Annotated in this window: 18 protein-coding genes; 2 read left to right on the forward strand and 16 right to left on the reverse strand. The window is 71.8% G+C overall.

What is annotated here, in order from left to right:
- Window positions 1-20: 20 nt before the first annotated feature.
- The 3 genes from JEQ17_RS10820 to JEQ17_RS10830 form a co-directional block, all read right to left on the reverse strand.
- On the reverse strand, window positions 21-242 hold the full coding sequence (locus JEQ17_RS10820; RefSeq protein WP_200395038.1) for a hypothetical protein: 222 nt from the start codon (window positions 240-242) through the stop codon (window positions 21-23).
- Between the two features lie 16 nt (window positions 243-258).
- A complete protein-coding gene (locus tag JEQ17_RS10825) occupies window positions 259-1,002 on the reverse strand; it encodes an amino acid ABC transporter ATP-binding protein (protein WP_200395039.1) in 744 nt (247 codons plus the stop codon).
- A gap of 127 nt (window positions 1,003-1,129) precedes the next feature.
- Window positions 1,130-1,570, reverse strand: coding sequence for a DUF6278 family protein (locus JEQ17_RS10830; protein ID WP_200395040.1), 441 nt, complete (start codon window positions 1,568-1,570; stop codon window positions 1,130-1,132).
- Between the two features lie 209 nt (window positions 1,571-1,779).
- On the opposite strand from JEQ17_RS10830, the gene JEQ17_RS10835 reads away from it, so the two are divergent.
- Window positions 1,780-3,564 (forward strand): SGNH/GDSL hydrolase family protein, encoded by a 1,785-nt coding sequence (locus JEQ17_RS10835; protein ID WP_200395041.1) that lies wholly within the window; start codon window positions 1,780-1,782, stop codon window positions 3,562-3,564.
- A gap of 107 nt (window positions 3,565-3,671) precedes the next feature.
- Here the strand turns inward: JEQ17_RS10835 and JEQ17_RS10840 are convergent, their stop codons facing one another.
- From JEQ17_RS10840 to JEQ17_RS10895, 11 genes are all read right to left on the reverse strand, one after another.
- Window positions 3,672-4,451 carry an exodeoxyribonuclease III gene (locus tag JEQ17_RS10840; protein ID WP_200395042.1) on the reverse strand — a complete coding sequence of 260 codons (780 nt, stop codon included), beginning with the start codon at window positions 4,449-4,451 and terminating at the stop codon, window positions 3,672-3,674.
- Between the two features lie 30 nt (window positions 4,452-4,481).
- Entirely contained in the window at window positions 4,482-5,117 is a 636-nt protein-coding gene (locus JEQ17_RS10845; RefSeq protein WP_200395043.1) for an MBL fold metallo-hydrolase, read from the reverse strand.
- Window positions 5,118-5,187: 70 nt separating this feature from the next.
- A complete protein-coding gene (gene pcaDC, locus JEQ17_RS10850) occupies window positions 5,188-6,477 on the reverse strand; it encodes a bifunctional 3-oxoadipate enol-lactonase/4-carboxymuconolactone decarboxylase PcaDC (protein WP_200401430.1) in 1,290 nt (429 codons plus the stop codon).
- A 181-nt stretch (window positions 6,478-6,658) separates the two neighbouring features.
- Window positions 6,659-8,575: an SWIM zinc finger family protein gene (locus tag JEQ17_RS10855; RefSeq protein ID WP_234048148.1), complete on the reverse strand. Its 1,917-nt coding sequence runs from the start codon at window positions 8,573-8,575 to the stop codon at window positions 6,659-6,661.
- A gap of 1,031 nt (window positions 8,576-9,606) precedes the next feature.
- Window positions 9,607-12,456, reverse strand: coding sequence for a DEAD/DEAH box helicase (locus JEQ17_RS10865; protein WP_200395045.1), 2,850 nt, complete (start codon window positions 12,454-12,456; stop codon window positions 9,607-9,609).
- 117 nt (window positions 12,457-12,573) lie between these two features.
- Window positions 12,574-13,155 (reverse strand): sugar kinase, encoded by a 582-nt coding sequence (locus JEQ17_RS10870; RefSeq protein WP_200395046.1) that lies wholly within the window; start codon window positions 13,153-13,155, stop codon window positions 12,574-12,576.
- Window positions 13,152-14,336, reverse strand: coding sequence for an ROK family glucokinase (locus JEQ17_RS10875; RefSeq protein ID WP_143641028.1), 1,185 nt, complete (start codon window positions 14,334-14,336; stop codon window positions 13,152-13,154). Before JEQ17_RS10875 ends, JEQ17_RS10870 begins: the two co-directional genes overlap by 4 nt.
- Window positions 14,337-14,509: 173 nt before the next feature.
- Window positions 14,510-15,334 carry an ATP-binding cassette domain-containing protein gene (locus JEQ17_RS10880; RefSeq protein WP_200395047.1) on the reverse strand — a complete coding sequence of 275 codons (825 nt, stop codon included), beginning with the start codon at window positions 15,332-15,334 and terminating at the stop codon, window positions 14,510-14,512.
- The gene (locus JEQ17_RS10885) at window positions 15,331-16,368 is read right to left on the reverse strand and encodes an ABC transporter permease (RefSeq protein WP_200395048.1); all 1,038 of its coding nucleotides are present in this window, start codon (window positions 16,366-16,368) and stop codon (window positions 15,331-15,333) included. Before JEQ17_RS10885 ends, JEQ17_RS10880 begins: the two co-directional genes overlap by 4 nt.
- Entirely contained in the window at window positions 16,365-17,369 is a 1,005-nt protein-coding gene (locus tag JEQ17_RS10890) for a sugar ABC transporter substrate-binding protein (protein ID WP_200395049.1), read from the reverse strand. Before JEQ17_RS10890 ends, JEQ17_RS10885 begins: the two co-directional genes overlap by 4 nt.
- Window positions 17,370-17,540: 171 nt before the next feature.
- On the reverse strand, window positions 17,541-18,278 hold the full coding sequence (locus JEQ17_RS10895) for a GntR family transcriptional regulator (protein WP_200401432.1): 738 nt from the start codon (window positions 18,276-18,278) through the stop codon (window positions 17,541-17,543).
- A gap of 129 nt (window positions 18,279-18,407) precedes the next feature.
- Here JEQ17_RS10895 and JEQ17_RS10900 point away from each other — a divergent pair, with 129 nt between their 5' ends.
- Window positions 18,408-19,421 (forward strand): Gfo/Idh/MocA family protein, encoded by a 1,014-nt coding sequence (locus tag JEQ17_RS10900; protein ID WP_200395050.1) that lies wholly within the window; start codon window positions 18,408-18,410, stop codon window positions 19,419-19,421.
- A gap of 224 nt (window positions 19,422-19,645) precedes the next feature.
- On the opposite strand, the gene JEQ17_RS10905 is transcribed toward JEQ17_RS10900, so the two are convergent.
- Together JEQ17_RS10905 and JEQ17_RS10910 are read right to left on the reverse strand one after the other, a co-directional pair.
- Window positions 19,646-20,833: a cytochrome P450 family protein gene (locus JEQ17_RS10905; RefSeq protein WP_200395051.1), complete on the reverse strand. Its 1,188-nt coding sequence runs from the start codon at window positions 20,831-20,833 to the stop codon at window positions 19,646-19,648.
- Between the two features lie 41 nt (window positions 20,834-20,874).
- Entirely contained in the window at window positions 20,875-21,546 is a 672-nt protein-coding gene (locus JEQ17_RS10910) for a response regulator transcription factor (RefSeq protein WP_200395052.1), read from the reverse strand.
- Window positions 21,547-21,625 lie beyond the last annotated feature (79 nt).

The raw sequence follows: 21,625 nt of genomic DNA on the forward strand, positions 1-21,625 counted from the left end.
GGGCGGGCCATTGCCCCTCGCTACCGCGTGCCCGGCAGCAGCGTCCCTGGTTCGGCCGGGGTGGTGTCCACGGCCTCTGTCCCCATCACCACGGCAGTGAACGGCATATCGTAGTCGAGGTTCGGCGCGGTCGGCCCGTCGGCCCGGAGGGACTCGGCGGCGGAGCCGGGCACCGGAATCAACTCCGTTCCGTGGGCGTGGAGTTGGGACGGGAACGGGAGTGGCGGCGGGAGTGTGATCATGATCTCGCTCCCCCGCTCAGTGCTTGAGGATCTTCGAGAGGAAGTCCTTGGCGCGGTCGCTGCGCGGGTTGGTGAAGAACTCCTCGGGGGTGCGGTCCTCGACGATGCGGCCGTCGGACATGAAGACGACGCGGTTCGCGGCCGAGCGGGCGAAGCCCATCTCGTGGGTGACGACCACCATGGTCATGCCCTCGCGCGCGAGCTGCTGCATGACCTCAAGGACCTCGTTGATCATCTCCGGGTCGAGTGCCGAGGTCGGCTCGTCGAAGAGGAGCGCCTTGGGGTCCATGGCGAGGGCGCGGGCGATGGCCACGCGCTGCTGCTGGCCGCCGGAGAGCTGGGCGGGGTACTTCGGAGCCTGCGAGACGAGGCCCACGCGGTCCAGGAGTTCGAGCGAGCGCTTGTCGGCATCGGCCTTCTTGCGGCCGCGGACCTTGACCTGACCGAGCGAGACGTTCTGCAGGACCGTCTTGTGCGCGAAGAGGTTGAACGCCTGGAAGACCATCCCGACCTCGGCGCGGAGCATGGCGAGGTCCTTGCCCTCCTCCGGCAGCAGCTTGCCGTCGAGCTTGATCTCCCCGGAACGGATCGTCTCCAGCCTGTTGATGGCCCTGCACAGAGTCGACTTCCCCGACCCCGAAGGGCCGATGACCACGACCACCTCCCCCTTGCCGACGGTGAGGTTGATGTCCTGGAGGACATGCAGTTCCCCGAAGTACTTGTTGACGTCACGCAGCTCGATCAACGGATCGACGGCCATCCTCAGCCCTACCCACTCTCAGCTGTGTCGCGATTCCCGCAAGCTATCCACACAAGAGTGGAGTTAGTACCCGACACGCACTTTTCGGGCATTAGCCGTATTTAAGGCGGGAGCCAGGGCCAGAACCCTACGCCTCCGCGACCTCGGCGTACAGCTGCGAGAGTTCGGGAGCACCGCTGGCCGCCCACTCGTGACCGACGGAGACCACGTCGAACTCACGGCCGGAGGCCAGTCGTACGACCGGCTGGCCGCCGGGCCAGATGTCCCAGACGGCGCCCGGGACCGTGCGCACGATGACCGTGCCGAGATAGAGGCCGGCGTCGTTGCCCAGCCAGGGCAGGCTCTCCTCGTCGTCACGCCAGCGCGGCACCAACTGGTCCAACGCCTCCAACGAGGCGGCGGAGTCGTCGAGTTCGACGCCCGCCTGATGAGCCTGGGAGCGCAGCAGTTCGCACTCGGACAGCAGTTCGGCCACCCCCTCGCGGTCGCTCTCACTGTCGGAGAAGACCGCGACTCCTCCGGCAGGGCCCCGCCTCTTGCGCCAGTTGCCCAGGAAAGGGATGTTCATACACCCAGCCTGTCATCCCTATCGCCCGGTGCACCACAGGGCACGCGGAACGCCTGTTCCCAGGGAGTTCGCGCCGAGTTCGCGCCCGGATCATTGACGAGTCCCTGCCGCCTCCTTAGCTTCACGGTGCACCTGTCACCTCGTGCGTGAACCGTGCCCGAGCGGTTCGTGAGCCGTTGGTCCGTGAGTCGTAAGTGGGAGGAGTCGGTGTGCGCCGACGTGTCTGGGGTACGGCCGTCGTTCTCGCTCTGCTCTCGGCGGCGGTGACGGTTCCCGCGACGGCCGGGGCGCCCGCGGTGTCCGAGGCGTCCGCGTCGCCCGCCGAGAAGCGGCCGCTGTCGCTGGAGCGGCTCTTCGACAACACGGCTGTCAGCGACGACGCCCGGCCCGGCGAGGCGGACTTCGACGGCTCGGGCGGCTCCCTGTCGGCGCAGGACCTGACCGCCGCGGGCTGGACGCCCGGGCGCTCACTGACGGTCCAGGGCGCCCAGCTGGCCTGGCCCCGCCGGGCCGCGGGCGAGCCCGACAACGTACGCGCCGACGGCCAGTCCGTACGGGTCGGCGGCCGGGGCGACGCGCTCGCCTTCCTCGTGGCGGGCACGGGCGGCGGCGAGGAGAGCGGCACCGGGGTGGTGCGGTACACGAACGGGTCGCGCTCCTCGTACCGGTTGACCGCGTCCGACTGGCGCGGTGGCCCGCTCGCCACCAAGGCCGTGGCCCTGCCGCACATCAACACGCCCGGCGGCCAACTCGCCGAGAAGGCACGGCTGTACGTCGTGACCGTGCCGCTCGTCCAGGGGCGCGAGGTGGCCTCGGTGGAGCTGCCGCGCAACACCGACCTCCATGTGTTCGGGCTCTCGGTGCGCGCCGACTCCCGTGGCTGGACCGGTAGTTGGGCCGCGTCGGCCTCCGGCTACACGGCCGTCGGGCCGTGGACGGACCGGACGCTGCGGCTCGTGGTGCACACCTCGGCGGGCGGACCGCGGGTACGGATCCGGCTCGACAACACCTTCGCCGCCACGCCCGTACGGATCGGCAGCGCGACGGTGGCCGTGCAGGCGTCCGGCGCGAGTCCGCGCAGCGCGCCCGTGCCGCTGTCGTTCCGGGGTGCGGCGGGCACCGAGATCCCGGCGGGAGCACAGGCGTTCAGCGATCCACTGGGCTTCGACGTACCCGCGGACGCCAATCTGCTCGTGAGCTTCCATCTGCCCGGGACGGTGACGGCTGCGCCCGTGCACAGCCTGGCCGTCCAGACGTCGTACGTCAGCACGCCGGGCGACCATGCCGGTGACGGTGCCCCGGACGCGTACACCTCGACGATCACCAACTGGCCGCTGCTGACCGGTGTCGACGTGGGCGGCGGGCCCGGATCCGTCGTGCTGCTCGGCGACTCGATCACGGACGGCGAGAAGTCGACGCGGGACGCGAACCGGCGCTGGCCCAATGTGCTCGCCGCGCGGCTGCTGAACCAGAGTGCGGTCCCGCGCTATGGGGTCCTCAACCATGGGATCTCGGCGAACCGTGTGGTGAGCGACCGCTACACCGGTGACGGTGTCTCCACGGACACGGGTGGTGTGAGCGCGCTGCACCGCCTGGAGCGGGATGTCCTCGCCCAGACGTCGGCGCGTACCGTCGTCGTCTTCCAGGGGGTCAACGACGTCCGCTGGGGAGCGAGTGCGGAGCAGGTCGTGGCGGGGCTGCGAGAGATCGCCGAGCGGGCCCGTGCGCGGGGGCTGCGGGTGGTGGTCGCGACGATCGCGCCCTGTGAGGGGGAGGCTCGGTGTACGGCTGCGGTTGATGCCGAACGGGTCGGCGTGAACCAGTGGATTCGGTCGGGGGACGGGTTCGACGGCGTGCTCGACTTCGATGCGGTGTTGCGGGATCCTTCGCATCCCGCGCGGATGCTTCCCACTTATGACAGCGGGGATCATCTGCATCCGGGGGATGTGGGGTTGGCTGCGCTGGCCGAGTCTGTGGACCTGAGGCTGTTGTAGGGGCGGGCTCTTCCTGGGGAGGTCGAGGTCGTACCTCGGGTGCGGGGCGTCTGTGGCTTGTCGCGCAGTTCCCCGCGCCCCTTTCGGGGCGCTGATGGCCAGGCGCTCTATACGTCCAGGTCGACCACCACCGGGGCGTGGTCCGAGGCGCCCTTGCCCTTGCGTTCCTCTCGGTCCACGTAGGAGTCGGTCACGGCCTTGGCGAAGGGCTCGTTGCCGTAGACGAGGTCGATGCGCATGCCGCGGTTCTTGGGGAAGGCAAGCTGGCGGTAGTCCCAGTACGTGTACGGGTGGTCGTACTTGAGGGGGCGCGGGACGACGTCCGAGAGGCCGGCCTCGCGCAGGGAGGCCAGGGCGGCGCGCTCGGCCGGGGTGACGTGGGTGAGGCCCTCGAAGGCGGCCACGTCGTAGACGTCGTCGTCCGTCGGGGCCACGTTGTAGTCGCCCAGCACCGCGAACGGGCGGCTGCCGGACGCGTCGCCCGCGACCGCTGCCTTCAGGGCCTCGAACCACTGGAGCTTGTACGCGTAGTGGGCGTGGTCCACCTCGCGGCCGTTCGGCACGTAGACCGACCAGACGCGGACCGGGCCGCAGGTCGCGGAGACCGCTCGGGGCTCCTCGGCGCCGTCGTAGCCGGGGTCGCCCGGCAGGCCCTTGACGACGTCTTCGAGGCCTACGCGGGAGATCACCGCCACGCCGTTCCACCGGCCGGTCGCGTGGACCGCCGCCTCGTAGCCCAGCTCGCGCAGCTCGGTGACCGGGAACTTCTCGGCGGCGACCTTGGCCTCCTGGAGGCACAGCACGTCCGTGCCGCTGCTCTCCAGCCAGGCCAGCAGCCTCGGGAGGCGGGCGGTGATCGAGTTCACGTTCCAGGTGGCGATACGCATGCCACACAACCTACCGGGCGCCTCTGACACTCAGAGGTCGGCGGTCTCCCCCGGTGCCAGCCGCAGGTGCTCGGAGCCGCCCAGGGCGCCGATCTGACGGTCGTAGATGGGAAGCGCGAGGTCGGTGAGCAGGGCGTCGTGGATGTCGTACGCGCGCTGCGGCTCGACCTCGCGGACGTAGTCGATGACCTCGGAGATCTTGCTCCAGGGTGCCATGACGGGCAGCATCAGCGTCTCGACCGGGTGGTCGGGGACGGTGAGGGCGTCGCCGGGGTGGAAGACGCGGCCACCGTCGACGAGGTAGCCGACGTTCGTGATGCGCGGGATGTCCGGGTGGATCACGGCGTGCAGTTCGCCGTGGACCTGTACGTCGAAGCCCGCGGCGGTGAAGGTGTCGCCGTGGCCGACGGTGTGGACGCGCCCCGGGAACGCGGCCGAGAGCTGGTCGGCGACGGACTTCAGGGTCCAGATCTCCGCGTTGGGGTTGGCCTCCAGATCGGCGCGCAGGTGGCCTTCGCTGAAGTGGTCCGGGTGCTCGTGCGTGATGAGGATCGCGTCCACGCCGACCGCGGCGTCCTCCTCGCTGAAGACGCCGGGATCGATGACGAGCGTGCGGCCGTCCTTCTCCAGGCGGACGCAGGCGTGCGACTTCTTGGTCAGCTTCATGGTTCCCATCCTGCCTCCCACAGCGCCGCGCGGGTGGCGCGGCCCCGTGGTGGCGCCACCCGGCCGGAGGTCACTCCTGGGGTGTGGTCTCCTCGCGGATGACCTGCTGGGCCACCTTGAAGGCGCTGTTCGCGGCTGGTACACCGCAGTAGACGGCCGCCTGGAGGAGCACTTCCTTGATCTCGACCGGGGTGAGACCGTTGCGGAGGGCGGCCCGGGTGTGGAAGGCGAGTTCGTCGAGGTGGCCGCCCGCGACCAGGGCGGTGAGCGTGACGCAGCTGCGCGAGCGCCGGTCGAGGCCGGGCCGGTCCCAGATCTCGCCCCAGGCATAGCGGGTGATGAACTCCTGGAAGTCCCCGGAGAACTCGTCGGCCTGGGCCATCGCGCGGTCCACGTGCGCGTCCCCGAGCACCTCCCGGCGGACCTTGATGCCCGCGTCGTACGGGTCGGGTCTGCCCAGGACCGCCTCGGGCTGTGCGGCGGGGGCGATCTCGGCGACGGGCGACATCTGCTGCGGCGCGGCCACGACCGGGCTCGCCTGCGGCACCACGACCGCCATCTGTCCGGTGGACGAGTCGTAGGCGGGCTGCTGCCAGGCCGTGGAGAAGTGCCGTACGAGAAGGTCCGTGACCGCGGCGGGCTGTTCCACGGGGACCAGGTGCGAGGCGCCGGGTACGACGGCGAGGCGGGCGTCCGGTATTCCGGCGACCAGGGTGCGGGCCTCGGCGGGGCCGGTGACCTGGTCGTCGGAGCCGACCAGGACGAGCGTCGGCACCCCGATCCGGCCCAGCTCGGCATGGATGTCGAACGAGGCGAGCGCCTCGCACGCGGCGATGTAGCAGCCCGGGTCCGTGGTGCGCACCATCTGCACGGCCCACTCGGTGATCGCGGGCTGTGCCGCGGCGAAGCCCTGGGTGAACCAGCGCTCCGGGGACGTCCGCGCGATCGGGTCCAGGCCGTTCGTCCGTACGATCACGCCGCGCTGCCGGAACTCGTCGGCCGTGCCGAAGCGCGGTGAGGCCGCGATCAGCGTGAGCGAGGCGAGGCGCTCCGGGTGGCGCAGCGCGAGTTCGGCTCCGATGGCACCGCCGAGCGCACAGCCCGCGTACCCGAACCGCTGGACGCCGAGCCCGTCGAGCGTGACGAGCAGCCGCTCGGCGAGTTCGGTGACGGAACCGGCCGGGTAGGCGGGCGCACCGCCGTGGCCCGGCAGGTCGAAGCGGAAGACCCGCCATTGCTTGGCCAGCTCCGGGACCTGCCGATCCCACATGTGCCAGGTCGTACCGAGCGAGGGACCGAGGATGAGCACGGGGGCGTCTTCCGGGCCGTCGAAGCGGTACTGGAGGGCTGGGGACTTCATTTCACTCACCGCTCCACGCTAACTTCCACACCTGTGGTCACGGAAACGAGCCCGATTTGTCCACGCGGCCTGCACGGAGCCACCACATGTCGCACGGCGGGCCGGAGGGCAGGTCAGCGGAGCGTTTCCGCCCTCCGGCGCTTCGGAAAAAAAGTTGGAGGCGGGCGCACGGGGGGCGCGCTCACAGGTCGGTCGGTGAGCCCAGGCCCGTGAGGGCGCCGACAGGGTCGAGGTCGGGGGTGCCCCTGGGCCACCAGTCGTCGTGGCCCGGTTCCGACTCGTAGGCGTACCAGAGGCCGTCGTGGCCCAGCCGGAGCTGTATGTGGCCGCGGGGGTGGGTGAGGTGGTTGTGCCAGGGGCGGAAGGCGGGGAAGTCCGCAGCCAGGAGCAGTGGGCGGGCCCGGTCGAAACGGCCCGCCGGCGGGTCCCAGGGCTCTTCGAGGACGGCGAGCCCCTCCAGTCCGCCCTGACGCCAGGCGGCGACCGCCCGCGCCAGGTCCGCCGGGGTCCGGCCGGCGGCGGTGGCCAGGGACGCGTACAGGGCGCGGGTGGTGGCGGTGAGGCCGGATCCGGGGCGGGTGGCCGCGAGGCGGACGGCGTCCTGCCAGAGAGTCAGCTCCGCCACGGGGTCCCGGCCCGTCGTGAGCATCGCGTGCGCGCGGGTCGCCGCATCGGTCGCCAACTGGTCCAGTGCGAACGGGTCCGGGCCACCCGGCGACGCCGGGTAGACCGGGGGCTGCTCGGGGTGCGCGGGCGGCGGCAGCGGGGCCGGTAGCGGCGGCAGTGTGCGGGGCGCGAGGGCGTCGGTGGCCCGCACGCCGGGAAGTGCCGGTTCCCGATCGGCGCGGGCCGAGCGCGCCGCCAGGGTGGCGCTGCGGCGGGACAGCGCGTCCAGCAGCTCGCGTTCGCCCCGGCCTCGCGACAGGAGGAGGACGAAGGGGTCTTCGTCCAGCAGCCGTGCCGTCTGGTAGCAGAGCGCGGCCGCGTGTTTGCAAGGGTGGCCCGAGTCGGGGCAACTGCACTGCGGTACGAGGTCACCTGGGCCGGGGAGCAGGCCCACTCCGCTGTCGGCGAGCGACTGGGGCAGGTCCTTGTCGAGCAACGCCGCGATGTGGCCCGGCCGCTCGGCGGCGGCGTCCAGGAACCGCTCCCAGTCGTCGTCCGAGAGCGTACGCATCCGGATCTGCACGCGGTACGGGCGTGGTCGGCTGCCGTGCACGTAGGCGAGCACGAGCCCGGGTGTGACGGTGATGGCGTCCACGTGCCCCGCCCGCGCGTACGCCTTCCCCCGCCCGAGCCTCGCCGCGTCCAACGCCATCTCCTCCAACGCGGCCACCCACGCGTTGCCCCACCACGTCTCGGCGAACCCGTCCGCGTCCTGCGGCCGCGCGGGCAGCGCGGGAAAGGTCCGCCGCAACTCGCCGTCACGGCCCGGCGCGGCCATGGAGCGCGCGGGCGCTGCGAGGGGGAGTTGGGCGGGCGTGGGGGTGGGGGCTGCGGGGTCGTCGGGGGTGGCATCGGAGTGCGGGGCGGAGGTCGAGGTGGGGGTGACGCCGGAGCGGGGTGCCTGGGTGGTGCTGGGGGCGGGCCCGGCTTGAGGGCCGCGGGCTGCCTTGGCCATGGCCGCTCGCACGGCGTCGGCGATCGAACCGCCGCCGGGGGCTGCTGCCGCGTCGGAGGAGAGTGCGCGTGCGGGCGCGGGCGCGGGTGCTGGCGCCGGCCCGCGCTTGGGCTGCGGCCTCGGCTCCAGCCCAAGCCCAAGCCCCGGCTCCGGCCCCGGCTCCGGCCCCGGCTCCGGCTCCGGCTCAGTGGACGGCGGCTGGTCGTCAGCAGCGGCCTGGGCGGTGACGGGTGCCTCGGTATCGGTGTCCGTCTCGCTGGGCTGCCCTGTGGCGGCCGGGGTCGGCCGACCGGCGGGCCAACCCGCGGGCTGGTCCTCTGGGGCGGGAACCGCCGCTGGAGACGTGCTGCCCGGCTCGGCTCCGGGTCGCGTCGGTCGGTCTTCGGACTCCCTCTCCAGCCGGGCCGTCAGGTCGAAGGCGTCGCCCAACCGGTCGGCCAGTTCCCTGACCTGTGCCGCGGCCCGGCGGTTCGCCATCGTCGGACGGGGCATGGGAGTGCTGGGCTCGGCACCTACCCGCCGCCTTCGGCCCTCGACTCCCTTGTCCCGGGCGGCAGTTCGCTCCCGCTCCGCCTGAATCCGCGCGGCACGCAACGCCTCACGGGCCACGTCACCGGGGCGCGGGGTTCCGGAAGCTGCGTCGGGTCGCCCGGGCGCCGACTGCTCGACGTCCGACTCGGAACCTTCACCGCCACCGACGTCCGGCGCCCCATGCACGTCCGACGTCCCTCGCACGTTCGGTGCTCCGTGCCCGTCCGGCGCTCCATGCCCGTCCGGCGCTCCATGCCCGTCCGGCACCCCTTGCACATTCGAGGGCCAGGGCCACTGAGTGTCCGGCTCCCGCTGCGCGCCTGGCACATCCTGCCTGCCCTGCGTCTCCTGTACGCCTGCCGCATCCTGCCTGCCTGGCGCACCCTGCATCCCCTGCGCGCCTGGCGCACCCTGCCTGCCCTGCGTCCCCTGTACGTCCGGCGCACCCTGCCTGCCCTGCGCCTCCTCCGCCCGCGGAGCAGCAGCCCCACCCGTTCGACCGGCCGCAGCCGCACGCCTCAGCGCCTCGCGTGCCTTGTCACCGGGCCGGGGCCCCGGCGATCCGGTCCCCTCGGTGGCTCCCCCTGCCCTTCTGGGCTCCGCCGGGCGCGCGTCCGCCTTCGTGGGGTGCCCCTCCCCCGCGCCGGCCGCCGCCTCTCCGCCATCCCCCCGTCGCGCCGCCCGCAGGGCACGCCGAGCGGCGTCGGCGGGCCGCGCCTCACCAACCGGTGCTTCACCGGCCGAGGTCGTCTCGCCGGCCGAGGACGCCCCACCGGCGGGAGACGCCTCGGTGCCAGGCGAACCCTCCTGCTCCGGCTGATCCAGCTGCACCCGCTGATCGAGCTGTTCCCGCTGCCCCGGCCGATCCCTCTGTCCCGGCTGGTCCCGCCGATCCGGCCCATCCGGTCGATCCAGCCCATCCGGCCCATCCGGCCAATCCGGTCGACCCGGCCCGTCCGGCCCATCCGTCGAAGACATCACGCCGACCTCCTCAGCGAGACCAGGTCGGACAGTTCGCGGTCGGTCAGTTCTGTCAGGGAGGCCTCGCCGGAGCCGAGGATCGCGTCGGCCAGGGCCCGCTTGGAGGCGAGCATCTCGGCGATGCGGTCCTCCACCGTGCCCTCGGTGATGAGGCGGTGGACCTGGACGGGCTGGGTCTGGCCGATGCGGTAGGCGCGGTCGGTGGCCTGCTCCTCCACGGCGGGGTTCCACCAGCGGTCGAAGTGGACGACATGGCCCGCGCGCGTGAGGTTGAGGCCCGTGCCGGCGGCCCTGAGGGAGAGGACCAGGATCGGCGTCGCCCCGCTCTGGAATCGGTCGACCATGTGCTCGCGCTCGGCCACCGGCGTACCCCCGTGGAGGAGTTCGACGGGGACCGCGCGGGCCTCAAGGTGGTGGGTGATCAGCTTGGCCATGCCCACGTACTGCGTGAAGACGAGCGCCGAGCCGTCCTCGGCGAGCAGCGTGTCCAACAGCTCGTCCAGGAGGGCGAGTTTGCCGGAGCGGGCGGCCTGGCGGGAGGCCCCTCCGCCGCCGGGGTGCCCGCCGGTGTCCTCCTTCAGGTACAGCGCGGGGTGGTCGCAGATCTGCTTGAGCGCGGTGAGGAGCTTGAGGACCAGGCCGCGCCGGGCGATGCCGTCGGTGGTCTCGATCGCCAGCATCGACTCGCGGACCACGGCTTCGTACAGGGAGGCCTGTTCACGGGTGAGGGGGACGGGGTGGTCCGTCTCCGTCTTGGGAGGCAGTTCGGGGACGATGCCGGGGTCGGACTTCTTGCGGCGGAGGAGGAAGGGCCGGATCAGCCGGGCGAGGCGGGTCACCGCCTCCTCGTCCTCGCCGTTCTCCACCGCGCGCGCGTGCCGGGCGCGGAAGGACTTCAGCGGGCCGAGCAGTCCGGGGGTCGTCCAGTCGAGCAGGGCCCACAGTTCGGAGAGGTTGTTCTCGACGGGGGTGCCGCTCAGGGCGACCCTGGCCGGTGCGCCGATCGTCCGCAGGGCCTTGGCCGTCGCCGAGTACGGGTTCTTGACGTGCTGGGCCTCGTCCGCGACGACCATGCCCCACTTCTGGCCGGAGAGCTGCGGTGCCGTCGACCGCATCGTCCCGTAGGTGGTGAGGACGAACCCGCCGTCCGCGTTTTCCAGGGACTCCAGGGACCGGCCAGGCCCGTGGTAGCGGCGCACGGGCACGCCGGGGGCGAACCGCTCGATCTCCCGCTGCCAGTTGCCGAGCAGCGAGGCCGGGCAGACGACGAGGGTCGGCTCGGGGCGCGCCCGCTTCAGGTGGAGGGCGATGAGGGTGACGGTCTTGCCGAGGCCCATGTCGTCGGCGAGGCAGCCGCCGAGGCCGAGCGAGGTCATGAGGTCGAGCCAGGCCAGTCCGCGGAGTTGGTAGTCGCGGAGGGTGGCCTTCAGGGCGGGCGGTGGTTCGGCGGGGCGCAATCCTGCCGTGAGGCGGTCCCGCAGTACGGCCAGCGCGCCGACCGGCACCGCCTCGACCGTCTCGCCGTCGACCTCCGCGGTGCCGGTGAGCGCCACGGAGAGGGCGTCGACCGGGTCGAGCAGACCCAGTTCACGCTTGCGTGCCTTGCGGACGAGGGCCGGGTCGACGAGCACCCACTGGTCCCGCAGTCGCACCACAGGGCGGTGTGCCTCGGCGAGCTGGTCCATCTCGGCCTCGGAGAGCGGGTCGCCGCCGAGCGCCAACTGCCAGCGGAACTGGAGCAGTTCCTCGCTCTCGAAGAAGCCCGTGCCGTCCGTGGCCGAGCCCGGTGCGGGACGGACGACCGCCGCCGCGCTCAGGTCCTGGGCGAGGTCGCGGGGCCAGTGCACGGCGACTCCGGCCGCGCCGAGGCGGGTCGCGGCGACGCCGAGCAGGTCCGACAACTCGTCCTCGGACAGCGCCAGTACGTCCGGCACGTCCTGTGCGGACAGCCGGTCCAGGGGCGGCCAGACGCGGGCCGCGCGGCGCACGGCCAGAGCGGCGTCCACTTGGGCACGCGGTCCGAACGCCGTGTCGGCGGTACCCGCCCACAGGGCCGCCGCGTCGACCACGAGGGTGGGGTCGGCGAGGCTGTGCACCTGGACGACGGCCGCGCCCGCGCGCCGCGCGTTCTCGCTGTCGTCGAAGAGCTCGTACGCCGACAGGTCAAGGCGCAGCGAGATCCGCACCCCTGCGTCCATGCCCGCGGCGACCTCCGCCGCCCAGTCCTGGGCGCCCGGCAGCCGCTGGGGACCGCTCGCTGCGAAGGGTTTCCCGGTGGCATACGGCGCGGCGGCGGTGCGGGGCAGTGCGTCGGCGACCGCGTCCACGAAGGCGCGCGTCAGCGCCTCCCGGTCGGGCAACTGGAGCGGGCCCCGGCCCGGCAGGGGTACTGCGTGTCCCTCGTACGGAAGAGAGGCCGCCACCGCCCTGAGGTGGGCGATGTCGTCCGGGTCCAGGGGACCGGCCCGCCAGGCGTCGTAGCCGTCGGGCGTCAGGCCGGGCAGCAGCCGACCGCGCGCGACGAGGCGCAGGGCGTGCAGTGCGGCGGCGCCCCAGCAGGCCGTGGCGGGATGTGCGGCGGGGTCCCGCCGGGCCCGCACGAGCAGCGGCAGCGCCTCGACGACCGGCAACGTCAGCGCGGGCACCGATCCCCTTCGGACGCCCGCGCCGTGCCTCCGTACGACCGTGAGCTCGGTGTCCGGGCCCGGCAGCGGTGCGTCCCCGTCCGGGTCCCAGAAGGCGATCCGGCCGTCGCGCGGCAGGGCGGCGGGCAGGAAGACGGCGGCCAGCCGCACGGACACCTCGGGCTCGGTGCCGACAGCGGCACGCGTCTGCGCCACGCTCATGCTCCCGGCCACCTCCCTCACCCCTGTCCGACTCGACGACCCGCCCTGGTCGGATCACCCGTCTTCGACTCTACGGGCCGGGTCTGACAACGCGGCTCGGCGGCGGAGCGAGGCGGGTCAGGGTGTCGTTCTGGAGACCACGTAGACCATGGGGTGACCGGGCTTCGACCAGTCCACGACGATGTCCTGGGTGGGCGTCGGGTTCTTCTGGGCGTGGGTGAGACCCGACCAGGGGCCGGGGCCGGTGAACTCCCAGCCGACGACCCGCCGGTCGCGGGCGCCGATGGCGACGTCGTTCTTCTTCAGGGCTCCACGGCTGGTGCCGATGGTCTTGAGGAACTTGTCGAGGCCCTTGTCGCTGGTGAGGAACTGGACGTAGAGACGGCTGGTCTTCCAGTTGTTCGTCTCGTAGTACGCGACCTCGGCCGAGGACCCCGGGATGGGGATCCGGTAGAGGCGGCGCTGGACGCGTGAGGGCCAGCCCGGGGTGAGGCCGGTCGCCGAGTACTTCTCCTCCTTGTCCTTGCCGCTGTCGCGGCTCTGGTTGGCGGAGATCACCAGGTAGCCGGCCGGGACACCGATGAGCAGCACGATGATCAGCAGGGTCAGGGAGCGGCGGCGGATCATGTGGCCGCGGTCCTCGGTCGGCCGCGGTGGCTCGTCCGGGGGCGAGGCCTGACGCGGCAGCGAGGCCGTCACAGCGAGTCCTGGGCGGAGCGGCGCGACTCGGCGTAGCGCTCGTACCGCTCGTAGCGCTCCACCCGGCGCCGGTTGGCGCGCCGGAAGCGGCGGGCGACGAGCCGGGCGAGGTCCGCGGCGCCGACCATGCCGGCCTCGGGGCCGAGCTGGGCGCGGGCGATCCGGGCCTCGGGGCGGTAGCCGCGGCCGGTCAGATGCCGTCGGAAGGCGTCGCGGGCCGGGCCGATCAGCAGGTCGTCGGCCGCGCTGACGCCGCCGCCGATGACGAAGCAGGAGGGGTCCAGGGCCGCCGCGAGGTTCGCGATGCCGACGCCGAGCCACTGGCCGATGTCCTGGAGGAGCTCGATGCACATGGCGTCGCCCTCGCGGGCCAGCTCGGTGATCATCGGGCCGGTGATCTCGGAGATGTCGCCCTTGACGTGCTCGATGATCCCGTACGCCACCGGGGAGTCCGCGGCGGCGAGCTCGCGGGCCTCGCGGACCAGTGCGTTGCCCGAGCTGTACTGCTCCCAGCAGCCGCGGTTGCCGCACGGGCAGCGGTGGCCGCCGGGCACGACCTGCATATGGCCGAACTCGCCGGCGACACCGAACTTGCCGCGCTTGACCTGGCCGTCCTCCAGGATCGCGCCGCCGATCCCGGTGCCCAGCGTGATCATGACGAGGTGGTCCTCGCCGCGGCCGGCGCCGAAGCGCCACTCGGCCCAGGCGGCGGTGTTGGCGTCGTTGTCCACCAGGACGGGCACGGCGAGGCGGCCCGAGATGCGGTCCCGGAGGGGCTCGTTGCGCCACGACAGGTGGGGCGCGAACAGGACGCGGTTGCGGTCCGCGTCGACCCAGCCGGCCGCGCCGATGCCGACCGCGTGCACGTCGTGCCGGTCGGAGAGGTCCAGGACCAGCTCGACGATGGTGTCCTCGACGACCCTGGGGCTCTTGGACTTGTCGGGGGTCTCGGTGCGGACCTTCTCCAGGATGTTGCCGTCCGCGTCGACGACTCCCGCCATCACCTTCGTACCGCCGATGTCGATGCCGACGGTGGGAACGCGCGGCGCCGTCAGGTGTGAACGGCGCTCGCGTGTGCCCACGGTGCGCAGGACGGTGGCCCGGCGGGAGCCGATGGGGGCGCCCGCGGCTCTGGCGGAGCCGAGCGCCCTGGGGAGTGCGAGGTCGCGGTAGGTGCTCATCGCGCCGATTCTGCCGCACGTGGGGGTTTGACTGCACGGCGGCGTCCCTCGCCTCGCTCGGAGCCGCCCTGGAGTGCTGCCGGTCGTTCGCTGTCCGCGGGACGTCCGTGGCTGGTCGCGCCCACGTGGTGGAGCCGCACATCGATACAGCCCCGCGCCCCTGGAGGGGCACCCTAGGGTGCGGAGTTCTCCAGCTCGTGGCGCAGGTCGTCCAGCTCCGTGCCGCCCGCCATTTGGCGGGTCAGTTCGTCCAGGGTGATCTCCTCGCGTGTGTGGCTGCCGGTCATCGTGCCGCGCTTGAGGAGGACGAAGCGGTTGCCCACGAGGTAGGCGTGATGCGGGTTGTGGGTGATCAAGACAACACCCAGGCCCGCGTCACGTGCGGCGGCCACATATTTGAGGACCATGCCGGACTGCTTCACCCCGAGGGCGGCGGTGGGCTCGTCCAGGACCAGGACCTTGGCGCCGAAGTGGACGGCGCGGGCGATGGCCACGCACTGGCGCTCGCCGCCCGAGAGGGTGCCGATGGGCTGGTCGACGTCGCGCAGGTCGATGCCCATGCGCAGGAGTTCCGCGTGGGTCGTCCTGCGCATGAGGTCGACGTCCAGGCGCTTGAAGGGGCCCCTGCCCTTCCGCGGCTCGGAGCCGAGGAAGAAGTTGCGCCAGACCGGCATCAGGGGCACGACGGCGAGGTCCTGGTAGACCGTGGCGATCCCGCGGTCGAGGGCCTCGCGCGGGGACGCCGGACGGACGTCCTCGCCCTCGATGCGGAAGGTGCCGGCGTCGTGCTGGTGCAGCCCCGCGACGATCTTGATCAGGGTCGACTTGCCGGCTCCGTTGTCACCGAGGACACAAGTGATCTCGCCCGCGTGGACCTCCAGCGAGACACCCTCAAGGGCGCGGACGTTGCCGTAGTACTTACTGACGTCGTCGAGCTCGACGAGGGCCGCACGCCGGGTGGCCGGCGGCGTCCCGGTCGTTTCCGTCGCGTGCGTCATTTCGTGGCCTCCGCGCGCTTGCGGACCCAGGCGTTGAGCAGGGTCGCGAGGAGCAGCATCGCTCCGAGGAAGAACTTGAACCAGTCGGGGTTCCACTCGGCGAACACGATGCCCTTGTCGGTCATGCCGAAGATCAGCGCGCCGACCGCCGAGCCGATGGCGGAGCCGTAGCCGCCGGTGATCAGACAGCCGCCGATGACGGCCGCGATGATGTACGTCAGCTCCTTGCCGACGCCCTCTCCGGACTGGACGACGTCGAAGGAGAAGAGCAGGTGCTGTCCGGCGATCCAGGCGGCGAAAGAGACCCCCATGTAGAGGCCGATTCTGGTCCTGTCGACCGGGACGCCGACCGCGCGGGCCGCTTCTTTTCCGCCACCGACCGCGAAGATCCAGTTGCCGACGCGGGTGCGCAGCAGGATCCAGGAGGCGAGGGCCACCAGACCGAGCCACCACAGGATGGTGATCTTGAAGTCGACTCCGCCGATCGTGAGGACGGAGGCGAAGACGGCCCTGGCGGACGCGAAGCCCTCCATGTCGGCGATCGTCTTCGTGGAGACCGTGCCACTGATGAGCTTGGTGAAGCCGAGGTTCATGCCGGTCAGCATCAGGAAGGTGCCGAGCGTGATGATGAAGCTGGGCAACCCGGTGCGGGTCAGCATGAAGCCGTTGAAGAAGCCGATGGCGAGGGTGACCAGGAGCGAGACGCAGACGCCGACCCAGACGTTCGCGGTCATCCGGTAGCTGAACATCGAGGAGATCAGCGCGGACGACGTCACCATGACGCCCGCGGACAGGTCGAACTCGCCGCCGATCATCAGCAGCGCCACGGGCACCGCCATGATGCCGATCGTGGAGGCCGCGTACAGGACGGTGCTCAGCCCGGCCGCCCGTACGAAGCTGTCGGCGACCAGCGCGAAGAACAGGAAGACGGCGAGCGCGCCGACCACCGAGCCGAGTTCGGGGCGGCCGAGCAGCCTGCGCAGCGGCGAGGTCCGCAGGAGCCGTTCGTCCGCCGTGAGGGCCGTCGCGGTCATCGGGTCCCCCGCTCCGCGTACTGCTCCAGCTCGGCGGCCCGGTCCTTGGTGATGATCTGCGGTCCGGTGAGGACGGGCCTGCCGCCGCCCAGCGTGTCGGCGTTGTACTTGTGGAGCCAGAGCAGGTCGACGGCCTCGTAGCCCTGGAGGTACGGCTGCTGGTCGACGGCGAAGCCGAGGGTGCCGTCCCTGAGCGAGGCCGCCACCTTGGCGTTGAGGTCGAAGGTGTCGATCTCGGCCTCGCTGCCCGCGTCCTGCCTGGCCTTCACGGCGGTGTCGGCATAGGGGGCGCCGAGAGTGACGACCGCGTCCACGGACCGGTCGGCCTGGAGCTTGGCGCCCATGGAGGCCTGTACGGCGGACATGTCGGTGCCCTCGACGTACAGGTTCCGCACGGTGCCGTCGAAGGTCTTGGCGACTCCCGCGCAGCGCTGCTCGTGGCCGACGTTGCCCTGTTCGTGGAGGACGCAGAGGGCCTTTTTCCGGCCACGGCGGTTCAGCTCCTCGCCCACGGCCTCGCCGGCGATCGTCTCGTCCTGGCCGATGTGGGTGAGCGCGCCGAACGCCTTGGACTCCGCGGAGCCGGAGTTCACGGTGATCACGGGTATGCCGGCCTTCGTGGCGCGCGCGAGGGCGGCCTTCATGGCGTCGGGCTTGGCGAGCGTGACGATGATGCCGTCGACGCGCTTGTCCACGGCGGCGTCGACGAGCTGCGCCTGCTGCTGGGCCTCGTCGTCGTGCGAGTACAGGAACTTGATGTTGTCCTTGACCGCGGCCTGCTCGGCGCCGTTCTGGACGATGTCCCAGAACGTGTCGCCGTCACCCGAGTGCGTGATCATCGCGAAGGTCCAGCGGGGGGTGTCGACCGCGGCCCTGCCCTGGGCGGACGCCGCCTCGCGGGCGTCCTCGGCGCGTTTGCCGCCGGTACTGCTGCACCCGGCCAGGGACGCGCCGAGCGCCCCTGCCACCGCGATGCCGACCCAGGTCCGAAACCGTGCCACGAAGCCGTGCCCTTCTTGATGCCGATACATGGATCTACCAAGTATCGGACACGGCGATCACCCGTTCGGACGGCGGGTACCGCGGGAGCACATCCCGGCGCCCCTGGCGCGCCTGCGGGGCACGCCGAGTCGTACGAGGTCAGGGGCGTACGCGGTCAGGGATCTGCGCGGTCAGGGGCGTACGAGCAGCTGGAACTCGAAGGAATAGCGCGAGGCGCGGTACGTGTGGGTGCCGAACTCGACGGCTCGGCCCGTGTCGTCGAATGTGGTGCGCTGCATGGTGAGCAGCGGGGCCCCCGCGGGCTCGCCGAGGCGCTCGGCTTCTTCGAGCGTGGCGGCGCGGGCGCCGACGGACTGGCGGGCGCTGTGCAGGGTGATGCCCGCGGCACGCATCAGCCGGTACAGACCGGTGGCCTCCAGCTGCGAGCTGTCCAGGGGGAGGAGTCCGGGCGGCAGGTAGTTGCAGAGGTACGCCATCGGCTCGCCGTGGGCCAGGCGCAGCCGCTCGACCCTGTGTACGTCGCTGTCCTCGGCCACCGAGAGGGCCGCGGCGACCTCGGCCGACGCCGGGACGACGGTGTTGACGAGGACATGGGTCGCCGGGCGCTGGCCGGCGGCCTCCAGGTCGTCGTAGAGGCTGCTCAGCTCCAGCGGCCGTTTGACCTGGCTGTGCACGACCTGCGTGCCGACGCCTCGACGGCGTACGAGAAGGCCCTTGTCCACCAGTGACTGGATGGCTTGGCGGACCGTGGGCCGGGACAGGCCGAGGCGTCCGGCGAGCTCGATCTCGTTGCCCAGCAGGCTGCCCGGAGTCAGGGCGCCGTGCTCGATCGCCGCTTCGAGCTGCTGGGCCAGCTGGAAGTACAGCGGCACCGGGCTGTTCCGGTCGACGCTGAGCTGAAGCGGCACGGTCGGGTCCACGTCTGGTTTGGGCACGGGGCCGAGCGTAGCTCCGGGGGGTGATGACGGGAAGTTGTGAAGTTCGATTGTCCGGACAAAGCGTTGACAGGGTGTAGGGTCCGCCCTCAGTTTGGTCCCATGCGCATCGGACTCATCGGGACGGGTCGAATTGGTACATTTCACGCGACCGCCCTCAGCCGGCACCGCGAGGTCGGCGGCTCTCTCATCGTCACGGACGCGGACACCGCACGCGCCCGTAGGCTCGCGGACCGCTTGGGCGCCACGGCGGCACCCGGTGTGGACGAGATCTTCACCTGGGGCGTGGACGCCGTGGTCATCACGGCCGCGACCTCAGCACACGGCGAACTGATCGGTCGGGCAGCAAGGGCCGGGCTTCCGGTGTTCTGCGAGAAGCCGATCGCCCTCGACCTGAGGGACACGTTAACGGCGATCGCGGAGGTCGAGACTGCCGGAACGATCCTGCAGATGGGGTTCCAGCGGCGTTTCGACTCCGGGTACACGGCCGCGCGGGAGGCGGTGCGCTCCGGCTCGCTGGGGCGGCTGCACACCGTGCGCGCCATGACCTCCGACCAGTCCCCGCCGCCGGTCGCCTACCTGCCCCTGTCCGGCGGCCTGTACCGGGACACGCTGGTGCACGACTTCGACATGGTGCGCTGGGTGACGGGCCGCGAGGTCACCGAGGTGTGCGCGATGGGCTCGGACGCCGGGCCCTCGATGTTCCGCGACGCTGGCGACATCGACACGGCCGCGGCCGTCCTCACCCTGGACGACGGCACGCTCGCCTCCGCCACGGCGACCCGGCTCAACGGCGCAGGGTACGACGTGCGCATGGAGCTGGCCGGTGAGCTGGACCAGATCGGGGTCGGGCTCGACGACCGGACGCCGATCGCCTCCACGGAGCCGGCCGGGCCGCCTGCCGCGACCAAGCCGTGGACCGGGTTCCTTGAGCGGTTCGGGCCCGCGTACGAGGCGGAGCTGCATGCGTTCGTCGAGGTCGTGCGGGGGGAGCGGGCCAATCCTTGCGACGGGCGTGAGGCGTTGCAGGCGTTGCGGATTGCCGAGGCGTGCGAGTTGTCTCGGCGCGAGCGCCGCGTGGTGCGTCTTGGGGAGATCGCGGGGGCGCGGGACTGAGGGGTTTTCCTCGCCCCCGCCGCCCCTACCCATTCCCGTCCCTTACTCAGGGGCTCCGCCCCCGAACCCCCGCTCCTCAAACGCCGGAGGGGCTGAATACTTCGCGGCCCGGGCCGACAACTTCAGCCCGTCCGGCGTTTGAGGACGAGGCCGTTCAGGCCGATACGGGGGTCTGGGGGCGGAGCCCCCAGGGATGGGACGGGTAAGGGCGGCGGGGGCGAGAATCATCCCCATCGGAGCGGCAGGGTTCGTACCCCGCGCATCAGCATTCCCGGGAGCCAGTCGCCCGCCGGGCCGTCCAGGGCCAGGTCGGGGCAGCGGTCGAGCAAGGCGCGGAGTGCCACTCGGGCCTCCAGGCGGGCCAGCGGGGCGCCCAGGCAGTAGTGGATGCCGTGGCCGAAGGCGACGTGGCCACGGGCGTCGCGCCGGATGTCGAAGCGGTCGGGGGCCGGAAAACGGACCCCGTCGCGATCGGCCGCGGTGAGGCCGACCATCACCGCCTCCCCCGCCCCGACGGCCGTGCCGGCGATCGACAGCGGCTCCGCCGCGTACCGGAACGTCGCGTTCTCCACCGGCCCCTCGTACCGCAGCATCTCCTCCACCGCACCGTCGAGCAGCGTCATGTCGGCCCGCAGCGCGGCGAGTTGATCGGGATGGGTGAGCAGCGCGTGGACGCCCCCGGCGAGGAGGTTGACCGTCGTCTCGTGACCGGCGATGAGCAGCACGAACGCCATGCCGCGCAGTTCCTGCGGCGAGAGCCGGTCGCCGTCCTCGGCGGTCGTCCGGATGAGGCTGCTGAGCAGGTCGTCGGCGGGCCCGGCGCTCTGCTTGTACTCGATCAGGTCGTTGAGATACGCGGCGAGCTGGACGAACGCCTCGTACTCGCTCTCCCCGCTGGTCGGCGCGACGGCCTCCGACGAGATCGCGCGGAACGCCGCCCGGTCGATCTCCGGCACCCCGAGCAGTTCGCAGATGACGGTGAGGGGCAGCGGGTAGGCGAAGGACTCCACGAAGTCGGCGCGGCCGCGCGGCAGCATCTCGTCGAGCAGGGTGTCCGTGATCTCCTGGACGCGCGGCCTGAGCTTCTCCACCCGGCGCCCGGTGAACTCACGGGCGATCAGGGACCGCAGCCGTGTGTGCTGCGGCGGATCGGCGACGAGCAGGTACTTTCCGATCAGCTGCTCGTCGAGGAACGTCACGCCGATCTTCTGGCCGTCCTTGGCGAGGCGGGGGTCGGCGAGCGCGGCCCGTGCCTCTTCGTACCCGACGATCAGCCAGGTCTCGTGGTGCGCGTCGGGTGCCGGCAACCGCACCCGGTGGACCGGTCCGAGCGCGCGCAGTTCCGCGTACACCGGATGCGGGTCCTGCGTGAAAGCCGGCCCGTACTTCCCCAGATCGATCACGTCCGCCATGTGCTTCCCCCTCCGTCCACTCCAACGCCCACGGCCGACGGCTAGTGCCCGTCCTCCTCCAGGAGTCCGGCGTCGTACGTCAACAGGGCGATCTGCACACGGTTGTTGAGGTCGAGCTTGGCGAGGATGCGGGAGACGTGCGTCTTGACGGTGGCGACACTCATGAACAGTTCGGTCCCGATCTCGGCGTTCGAACGGCCCTGGCCGACGGCGACGGCGACCTCGCGCTCACGGTCGTTGAGCGTGGCGACGCGCGTACGGGCACTCGTGCGCCGGATGTCGGCCGAGGTGCCCGCGGCGTGGGCCATCAACTGCCGGGTCACGATGGGCGAGAGCACGGGATCGCCGGCCGCGACCCGGCGTACCGCGTCGATGATCTCCGCGGGCGGGGTGTCCTTGAGGACGAAGCCGGCCGCTCCCGCGCGCAGCGCCCGCAACACCTGCTCGTCGGCGTGAAAGGTGGTCAGGACGATGATCTGCGGGGCGTCCTTGCGGCTCCTGAGCCGTTCGGTGGCCGCGAGACCGTCCACCGTCGGCATACGGATGTCCATGAGGACGACGTCCGGACGTGTGCGGTCGACCAGCGCCTCGACCTCGCTGCCGTCGGCGGCCTCGCCCACGATCTCGAGGTCGCCGGCGCCGCCCATCATGAAGGAGAGGCCGGCCCTGACCAGTGGGTCGTCGTCGACGAGAAGCAGACGGATCGGAGTCATGCGCTTACCGTAGTGACCCTTCTCCGCCCGACCTTCTGCTTTTCCCCGGCTCATCGGCGGAAGTGCCCCCTCACTCGGT

Origin of the sequence: Streptomyces liliifuscus (assembly GCF_016598615.1) — a bacterium.
GTDB classification, from domain to species: domain Bacteria; phylum Actinomycetota; class Actinomycetes; order Streptomycetales; family Streptomycetaceae; genus Streptomyces; species Streptomyces liliifuscus.

What these genes read in the sequence shown, in the direction of transcription:
- JEQ17_RS10885 (WP_200395048.1), bottom strand. Translation starts at nt 16,368, where the DNA reads ATGACCGCGACGGCCCTCACGGCGGACGAACGGCTCCTGCGGACCTCG.
- JEQ17_RS10865 (WP_200395045.1), bottom strand. Translation starts at nt 12,456, where the DNA reads ATGAGCGTGGCGCAGACGCGTGCCGCTGTCGGCACCGAGCCCGAGGTG.
- JEQ17_RS10830 (WP_200395040.1), bottom strand. Translation starts at nt 1,570, where the DNA reads ATGAACATCCCTTTCCTGGGCAACTGGCGCAAGAGGCGGGGCCCTGCC.
- JEQ17_RS10905 (WP_200395051.1), bottom strand. Translation starts at nt 20,833, where the DNA reads ATGGCGGACGTGATCGATCTGGGGAAGTACGGGCCGGCTTTCACGCAG.
- JEQ17_RS10910 (WP_200395052.1), bottom strand. Translation starts at nt 21,546, where the DNA reads ATGACTCCGATCCGTCTGCTTCTCGTCGACGACGACCCACTGGTCAGG.
- pcaDC (WP_200401430.1), bottom strand. Translation starts at nt 6,477, where the DNA reads ATGAAGTCCCCAGCCCTCCAGTACCGCTTCGACGGCCCGGAAGACGCC.
- JEQ17_RS10845 (WP_200395043.1), bottom strand. Translation starts at nt 5,117, where the DNA reads ATGAAGCTGACCAAGAAGTCGCACGCCTGCGTCCGCCTGGAGAAGGAC.
- JEQ17_RS10855 (WP_234048148.1), bottom strand. Translation starts at nt 8,575, where the DNA reads ATGGCGAACCGCCGGGCCGCGGCACAGGTCAGGGAACTGGCCGACCGG.
- JEQ17_RS10840 (WP_200395042.1), bottom strand. Translation starts at nt 4,451, where the DNA reads ATGCGTATCGCCACCTGGAACGTGAACTCGATCACCGCCCGCCTCCCG.
- JEQ17_RS10880 (WP_200395047.1), bottom strand. Translation starts at nt 15,334, where the DNA reads ATGACGCACGCGACGGAAACGACCGGGACGCCGCCGGCCACCCGGCGT.
- JEQ17_RS10875 (WP_143641028.1), bottom strand. Translation starts at nt 14,336, where the DNA reads ATGAGCACCTACCGCGACCTCGCACTCCCCAGGGCGCTCGGCTCCGCC.
- JEQ17_RS10900 (WP_200395050.1), top strand. Translation starts at nt 18,408, where the DNA reads ATGCGCATCGGACTCATCGGGACGGGTCGAATTGGTACATTTCACGCG.
- JEQ17_RS10820 (WP_200395038.1), bottom strand. Translation starts at nt 242, where the DNA reads ATGATCACACTCCCGCCGCCACTCCCGTTCCCGTCCCAACTCCACGCC.
- JEQ17_RS10825 (WP_200395039.1), bottom strand. Translation starts at nt 1,002, where the DNA reads ATGGCCGTCGATCCGTTGATCGAGCTGCGTGACGTCAACAAGTACTTC.